6 protein-coding genes are annotated in these 7,868 nt (G+C 60.3%); 5 read left to right on the top strand and 1 reads right to left on the bottom strand.

The features are described 5' to 3' along the window. Positions 1 to 164: 164 nt before the first annotated feature. Positions 165 to 1,127 (bottom strand): UDP-N-acetylmuramate dehydrogenase, encoded by a 963-nt coding sequence (gene murB / locus I2G43_RS04030; protein ID WP_195535179.1) that lies wholly within the window; start codon positions 1,125 to 1,127, stop codon positions 165 to 167. Positions 1,128 to 1,367: 240 nt separating this feature from the next. On the opposite strand from murB, the gene I2G43_RS04025 reads away from it, so the two are divergent. The 5 genes from I2G43_RS04025 (at position 1,368) to I2G43_RS04005 (ending at position 7,535) form a co-directional block, all read left to right on the top strand. After that, positions 1,368 to 2,396 (top strand): LacI family DNA-binding transcriptional regulator, encoded by a 1,029-nt coding sequence (locus I2G43_RS04025; protein WP_195535178.1) that lies wholly within the window; start codon positions 1,368 to 1,370, stop codon positions 2,394 to 2,396. 204 nt (positions 2,397 to 2,600) lie between these two features. Continuing rightward, positions 2,601 to 5,129 carry a phosphoketolase gene (locus tag I2G43_RS04020; RefSeq protein WP_195535177.1) on the top strand — a complete coding sequence of 843 codons (2,529 nt, stop codon included), beginning with the start codon at positions 2,601 to 2,603 and terminating at the stop codon, positions 5,127 to 5,129. A 413-nt stretch (positions 5,130 to 5,542) separates the two neighbouring features. Further along, on the top strand, positions 5,543 to 6,034 hold the full coding sequence (locus I2G43_RS04015; protein ID WP_195535176.1) for a hypothetical protein: 492 nt from the start codon (positions 5,543 to 5,545) through the stop codon (positions 6,032 to 6,034). 35 nt (positions 6,035 to 6,069) lie between these two features. Then, entirely contained in the window at positions 6,070 to 6,837 is a 768-nt protein-coding gene (locus I2G43_RS04010; RefSeq protein WP_195535175.1) for a GntR family transcriptional regulator, read from the top strand. Next, positions 6,822 to 7,535 (top strand): GntR family transcriptional regulator, encoded by a 714-nt coding sequence (locus I2G43_RS04005; RefSeq protein ID WP_195535174.1) that lies wholly within the window; start codon positions 6,822 to 6,824, stop codon positions 7,533 to 7,535. The genes I2G43_RS04010 and I2G43_RS04005 overlap by 16 nt, the downstream gene beginning before the upstream one ends. The last annotated feature ends 333 nt before the right edge of the window (positions 7,536 to 7,868 follow it).

The following is a 7,868-nucleotide window of genomic DNA, read 5'->3' as shown; positions in this document are numbered from 1 at the left end:
CTGCTCGCACGGAGAGCACATTAAGTGCTCTCCGGCTCGTGCGGAACTCGCGATCAACCTTATACCTTTCGGACAGCCGCGGACCTCTCGGGTCCGGTGCGCTTCGCTCCGGACTGGGTTAGCTGAATAAATATGGCGAAGGCCCCTTTCGGGGCCTTCTTTTTTTAAATAAATTCGCCTACTCGGTGGACTTCGGGTTCTAGGTCTACGCCGAACTGGTCCTTAACGGTTGTTTGGATGTGGCGGATGAGTTCGTCGACGTCGGCGGCGGTGGCGCGGTCGGCGTTGACGATGAAGCCGCAGTGCTTCTCGCTCACCTGCGCGCCGCCGATGGCGTGGCCGCGCAGGCCAGCGTCCATGATGAGCTTGCCGGCAAAGTAGCCCTCGGGGCGCTTGAAGGTGGAGCCGGCGCTTGGCATGTCGAGCGGCTGCTTGTCCTCGCGGCGCTGGCGGTAGTCGTCCATGTCGGCCTTGATCATCGCCGCATTGCCCGGGGCGAGGTTGAAGGTGGCGGAGAGCACGATAAAGCCGTCGTCGGCGATGCGGCTCTTGCGATAACCCAGGTTGAGCTCATCGACATCGAACTCGATGATATTGCCGCTGCCGCGGGTACCGTCGTCGAGTACGCGGGCGGGCTTATAGACGCGCACGGACTCCAGAACATCGGCCATGCAGGCGCCGTAGGCGCCGGCGTTCATGTAACAGGCGCCGCCGACCGAACCGGGAATGCCCGAGATGGGCTCCATGCCAGTGAGACCGGCCTCGGCAGCCGCGGCGGCCACATCCGAGAGCAGGGCGCCGGCTGCTGCCGTGACGTGCGTGCCGTCGACGGTAATGTCGGAGAGGCCTTCGCCCAGTGCCACGACGACGCCACGGATGCCCTTGTCGCCAACGAGCAGGTCGGAACCGTTGCCCACGATGGTGAGCGGCAGGTCGCAGCGATAGCAAGTGTCGAGCGTGGCGACGAGGCCCTGCTCGGTATCGGGCGTAACAAAGACGTCGGCGGGGCCGCCGATCTTAAACGTGGTGTGATCGCGCATGGGCTCGCTCATCAGCACGTTGTCCTCGCCGGCAACACCGGCGAGCGCGCAGAGCAGGTCCTCGTTAAAAAAGTCGTTCTCGTGCATACGAATATCCGCCTTATGGTGGTCGTTTTCATCAATCGAATGCAATATACCCTACCTGGATGGATTTGGTGCAAAGTAACCTGGCCCCAATGCACCACATGGTGCAAAGGGGGCAGGTTACTTTGCACCAATCGCGGCGATAAAACAGCCGTCTACCGGATTGGTAAAGCGTTTATCATCGAGGTAGATGGGCGGTCGCTATACTTTCAAGAGATTGCGCGCAAACCCGGAAGGAGCGAGATGGCCAACAAAGTCACCCTCAAGCAGATCGCCCAGGAGGTGGGGCTTTCCCCCTCGTCGGTCTCGCTTGTTCTCAACAATCGGCCCTGTCGCATCTCGGAAGAAAACCGCAAACTCATCAAGGAGGTCGCGGCGCGCAACCACTATGTCCCCAATCAGATTGCGCGCAGCCTGGTCATGCGCGAGTCACGCACCCTGGGCCTTATCGTCCCTAACATCGAGAGCCGCTTTTTTGCCTCGCTCGCCGGGAGCCTGGAAAAGCGCTGTCGCGAGGACGGCTATGCGCTCTTTATTACCAGCTCGGGCGGAAGTGCCGAGGACGATCTGGAGCTGTTGCGCCAGCTGGTGACGCGCGGCGTCGACGGTGTGTTCCTGGTCGTGGGCGACGAGTTTTCCGATGACCGTGCCCTGCGCGAAGAGGTCAGCCATCTGCCCATCCCGGCCGTAATGGTCGACCGCGCCATTGAAGGGCTCGAGTGCGACAAGGTGATGTTCGATCACGAGATGGGCGGCTATATGGCTACGCGCTATCTGGTTGAGCAGGGACATCGTCGCATTGCCTGTCTCGTTAACGCGCGTCGTTCCAATACGGGCCGTAAGCGCCTTGCCGGCTACGAGCGCGCGCTGCGCGAGGTAGGCCTTCCCATCGACGCGCGCCTGGAGTTTGAGAGCGAGTATTACATTCCGAGTGCATACGAAGCATCGGAGGCGGTGCTCGCGACCGATGCCACCGCCGTGTTTGCAAGTTCGGATAACATCGCGCTGGGCTTGCTCAAACGCTTGCACGAGATGGGGAAGAACATCCCGGGCGATATCTCGGTGGTGAGCTATGACAACTCAGCAGCCGATGTGCTCTTTGAGCCGGCGCTGACCGCGATTGAGCAGGATCCGGGCGTGCTTGCCGAGCATGCTTTTGGCTGTATGTCCAAGCGGCTTGCCGGTAAGGGCGGCAGGCGTGCCGAAGAAGTGGTTTTGGAGCCTGCGCTCATCGTAAAGGGCAGCGTGCTCAATTTTACTAAACACAACTAAACACGTTTACCAATTCGTATAGATTGAATGTGGAGCACCTGTGACAGACAATGCCGCAGGTGAGTGTCCAGTTTTGCCGAGCTGCAGGATAGATAGCGATGATAAAACGTTTTTTCACAGTGATAAAACGTTTTAGCAAATATACTAGTCCCAACGAAAGGTTGCCGTATCGGAGGGCGACCGCGCAGCGAAGGGACATAAACAATGGCTAAAACACTGGGAACGCCGTGGCAAAAGCTGGGACACGAGGTGCCCGCTTCCGAGCTCGAAGGCGTCGATCTGTACTGGCGTGCCTCGAACTATCTGTCCGTCGGCCAGATCTACCTTCGCTCCAACCCGCTGATGCGTGCCGACTTTGTCGACGAGAAGACCGGTGAGACGCGCGACTTCGGTCGTCCGGATGTTAAGCACCGCCTGGTCGGCCACTGGGGCACCACGCCCGGCGTCAACTTCCTGTTCGGTCACGTCAACCGCCTCATCGCCGATCACAACCAGAACGCTATCTTCCTGATGGGCCCTGGTCACGGTGGTCCCGCCGGTACCGCCCAGTCGCTGCTCGACGGCACCTACCGCGAGATTCGCCCCGACATCACCAATGACGAGGCCGGCCTGCAGAAGTTCTTCCGCCAGTTCTCCTATCCCGGCGGCATTCCGAGCCACTTTGCGCCCGAGACGCCCGGCTCCATCCACGAGGGCGGCGAGCTCGGCTACACGCTCAGCCACGCTTACGGCGCCGTTATGGACAACCCGAGCCTGCTGGCCGTGGCCGTGGTGGGCGACGGCGAGTCCGAGACCGGTCCGCTTGCCACCTCTTGGCAGTCCAACAAGCTCGTGAACCCGGCAACCGACGGTATCGTCCTGCCGATTCTGCACCTCAACGGCTATAAGATCGCCAACCCCACTATCCTTGCCCGCGTGTCCGATGAGGAGCTGACCAAGTTCTTTGAGGGCATGGGCTACAAGCCGCACTTCTTTGTCGCCGGCTTTGACGACGAGAGCCACGCGAGCATCCACGAGCGTTTCGCCGACCTGTTTGAGCAGGTCTTCGACGAGATCTGCGACATCAAGGCGACCGCTCAGGCCCAGGCTGCCGCGGGCGAGACCGTTGTCCGTCCTGCCTACCCCATGATCGTGTTCCGCACGCCCAAGGGCTGGACCTGCCCCAAGCAGATCGACGGCAAGAAGACCGAGGACTCCTGGCGTGCGCACCAGGTGCCGCTGGCGAGCGCCAAGGACACCCATGAGCACTTCCGCGTGCTGCGCGAGTGGCTGCGTTCCTACAAGCCCGAGGAGCTCTTTACGCCCGAGGGCCAGGTGCGCCCCGAGGTGACGGCTTTTATGCCGACCGGCGAGCTGCGCATTGGTGCCAACCCCAACGCAAACGGCGGTAAGGTCCGTCGCGAGCTTGAGCTGCCCGACATCCACGCCCACGAGATTCCCGTTGCCGAGAAGGGTCACGGCTGGGGCTCCACCGAGGCCGCCCGCGTCTTTGGTGAGTACACCGCCGATGTCCTGACCAAGAACATGGACGACTTCCGCATCTTCGGCCCCGACGAGACTGCATCCAACCGCCTTCAGGCTGCCTACAAGGTGACCAAGAAGCAGTGGGACGCCGGCTTCTACGAGGACGAGGCCAACGATGAGCTGCTGGCTGGTTCCGGTAAGGTCGTCGAGCAGCTGTCCGAGCATCAGTGCGAGGGTTTCCTCGAGGCCTACGTGCTCACCGGCCGCTCCGGCGTGTGGAGCTCCTACGAGAGCTTTGTCCACGTGGTTGATTCCATGGTCAACCAGCACTGCAAGTGGCTCGAGGCCACCAAGCGTGAGATTCCGTGGCGTGCCCCCATCAGCGGCCTCAACATTCTGCTGTCGAGCCACGTCTGGCGCCAGGACCACAACGGCTTCTCTCACCAGGACCCCGGCTTTATCGACCTACTGCTCAACAAGGCCAACGAAACGCATATCGTGAACGCCTACTATCCGGCAGATGCCAACATGGCCCTTGCCGTGGCCGAGCGCGTCTACCAGTCCACCGACTGCGTCAACGCCATCTTCTGCGGCAAGCAGCCCGCCCCGACCTTCCAGACGGTCGACGAGGCCAAGGCCGAGCTTGCCGAGGGCGTTGCGACCTGGGAGTGGGCATCGACCGCCGCCTCGCTCGCCGAGGCCGACATCGTCGTTGCCACCTGCGGTGACGTGCCGACGCTCGAGGCTCTGGCGGCAACCGACATGCTGCGCGAGCTGGGCATCAAGGTTTGGTTCGTCAACGTGGTCGACCTGCTCAAGATCCAGAACGTCTGCGAGAACGACCAGGCCATCAGCGACGAGCGCTGGGCTGAATTCTTCGGCTGCGGCGAGAAGCCCGTTCTCTTTGCCTTCCACGCCTATGCCGGCACGATTCGCCGCCTGATCTGGAACCGCCCCGGCCACGACGCCTTCCGCGTCCACGGCTACGAGGAGAAGGGCTCCACGACCACACCGTTCGACATGCTGCGCCTGAACAACATGGACCGCTGGGCCCTGGCTGCCGACGTGCTGCGCATGGTCGATGCCGACAAGTTTGCCGAGCAGATCAACGAGTGGGAGGCCTTCCGCACCGAGGCCTTCGAGTTCGCTTGCGACGAGGGCTACGATCACCCGGCCTTCACCGACTGGGTCTGGCCCGACGCCGCTGCCGCAACCGCAGCCGACGGCGCGCTCTCCGCAACCCAGATGACCGCGGGCGACAACGAATAGCATCCGGGACGGTCTCGCGCTGGGGCCGCCTCCGGGCGGGTTGCCTTGCTCCGGGAAGTGGGCTTCGCGAACTTCCCGGAGCAAGGCAACCCGCCCGGAGGCGGCCCTCTCGACCGTTTCGATCTGCGGGGGCTGATATATTTTTAAAGCGATGGGGCCATGGCTGTTATGGCCTTGGAGGCTGTGTATCTCACTTTGGTCAGCCAGTTTTACATTGTCGGGGCCGGGGCGGGGTGCTTGGTTTTGGAAGTTCGCGGAGCCCACTTCCAAAACCAAGCAGGCACCCCGGCCCTCGCCCGTACACTTTTCCGCTGAGCGCGTGATTGCCGCCGTGTACCGAAGGGTTGCCGTTGCAACTTCAAATTGGTGCTATATTCGGCTTGAGTTGTTTAATACTAGTACGGGAGGCTGATATGGGGCTGTTCAAGAAGAAAAACCCGCAGGATGCCTTTAATCCCGATGTGTTTACCATCACGGATACTATTTTGGACCCGCCGCGGTTTACGCTTTTGCCGGCTATCTACCAAGATGCCACGCGCCACAAGTGGGCTGTGCATCAGCGTGGTGCCGAGCCAAAGATCTTTGACTATGCGGATGTGCTGCAGTGCGAGATCGTTGAGACTGGAAATCCCGAGGATGTGCCAGAGCTCAGCAATCGTGAGCTCGCTCAGCAGATTCTGATTAATCCAGCTCAGGCTACCAAATATAACGCCGCCAAGCGTAATATGTGCCTTGGTATGGGTGTCATCGTTGCCGTGCAAACCGGCGAGGATGAGATTTCGAAGCTTGAGATTCCGGTGACCGCGGGCGAAGTCAAGCGAGACTCCGGCCTGTATCGGTCGTATCGGAACGTTGCGGAACAGATTAAGGAAGCCTTCGACGCCATGGGGTGTTCGGAGAAATGATGCCCGCAGCATCAAGCGGTTGAGGAGCCTTACCCATGTCGAGCGAACCATATGCGATTCCGCCCAAAGATCGCGCCTTTGAGGGCATTCTTTGGTATATCAAACACTATGACTTACAAGGTGGCGACCGACTGCCCGCCGAGCGCGTGCTCTGCGAGGAGCTGGGCGTGTCGCGCACGGCGCTGCGCGCTGCCATTACGCGCCTTATTTCGTGTGGAACCCTAGAAAGCCGTCGTGGCTCGGGTACCTATGTGTGCCCTCCCAAGCCGCTGAACATCTTTCAGGAAACATGGAACTATACCCAGGCCGTCGAGAGGGTCGGCTTAAAGTCGACTGCGCGTTTGGTCTGGTCAAAGGTCGTGTATGCCGATATCGATTTTGCTCAAAAGGCGCAGGTCGATCTGGGCATGCCACTCTTTTGTATTCGACGCGTGCGCGTGGTTAATGGTTCTCCGGCGTCGATCGAGACTGCTTACGTCAACCTGTCTTTGTGCCCGTCGCTTCCCGATCACGATTTTGAGCAGGAGAGCCTCTACGACGTTTTGCTCAAAGAAGGCAACGTTCATGTGACGCACGGCAAGGAGCATATTTCTATCAGCCGCCTGAACGCCGAAGAGGCCAAGCTGCTGGATGCCCAGGAGGGCACGCCGGTGTTCTACAAGGCTTCGCACGAGCGCGACGAGAACAATGGTTTTGTCGAGTACTGCAAGGCCGTGATTCTGCCGACCAAGTATCGGTTTGCCGATAACGGCGAGGCGGACGGCGTTGCGACGAAGGTGGGTGTCGAATGGCTGAAGCAGTAGAGGGCCTGCCGGTCTACAAGCAAATTCGCCGTTGTATTGCGGAGCGAATCGAACGCGGTGACTATCCGACGGGTTCGATGATACCGTCCGAAAACGAGCTTGCCGAGGAGTTTGGCACCACGCGCCTGACGATTCGAAGCGCCATGGACGAGCTGGTCAAGAGCGGTCAGATCCGTCGCGTGCAGGGCAAAGGTGCCTTTGTGGGGCACAAGTGGTTTGACGAACATGTTCGCAAGGGCGGCTTTCGTCAGACGGTCCTGGCCTCGGGCGCGACGCCGTCGGTGCGCATCTTGGCGCGCTCCAAGCGCTATGCCGGGCCGTACTATGCCGACCTGTTTGGTATCGCCGAGGACGACCTTCTTTACTCGGTGCGCCGCCTTAACTGCATCGACGGCGAGCCCGTGTCGATCGAGATGACGCTGATTCCGTGCCTGCTGTTCCCGGGTATCGAGGATGTCGATATTTCGGTCTTTAGTCTGTACGAGACATACGACATGCTCGGCCGAAAGCCGGACAAGTCGATCGAGAAGCTCGATATCGAGGCGCTGGGTGCGCGCGACGCGAGCCTGCTCGATCTTGAGGCGGGCGATTTGGCACTTGTGCTGGAATGCCTGACCTACGATGCGAGCGGACAGGTCATCGAGCACGCCAAGTCCTTTACCCGCGGCGACGCCGGCGGTTATTCCTACAACTATTAGCGTTGAGAGCGTCCTCGCGCACGGCGGGGGCGCTCGTTTTTTGAGGATATGTGCCGCTTGACCGATGAGCGGCCAAAACTGACCGTCTACCGAGAGGGGAGGATGAAATCGAAAAATCGGTATTAAAAACGGCTAACCTGTTATCGTTCACTGGTATTAAGAACCTTTGAATTGTTGAGTTTGCGGCCAAGATGACCGCAAGATTAAGCGAGACGAATGGGGCGGCAAGCCCGTTCGTACCCGTGCGACAATTCAAACTGCTCGTGAAAGGAGCGGGAATGAAGGAGACCGAGAAGATCGAGATCGTGCACTTCGACCAGGAGGGCTACCTCG

The organism is Collinsella aerofaciens, from assembly GCF_015557435.1.
Lineage (GTDB): Bacteria > Actinomycetota > Coriobacteriia > Coriobacteriales > Coriobacteriaceae > Collinsella > Collinsella aerofaciens_Z.
This window is presented reverse-complemented; position numbering and strand designations above follow the sequence as displayed.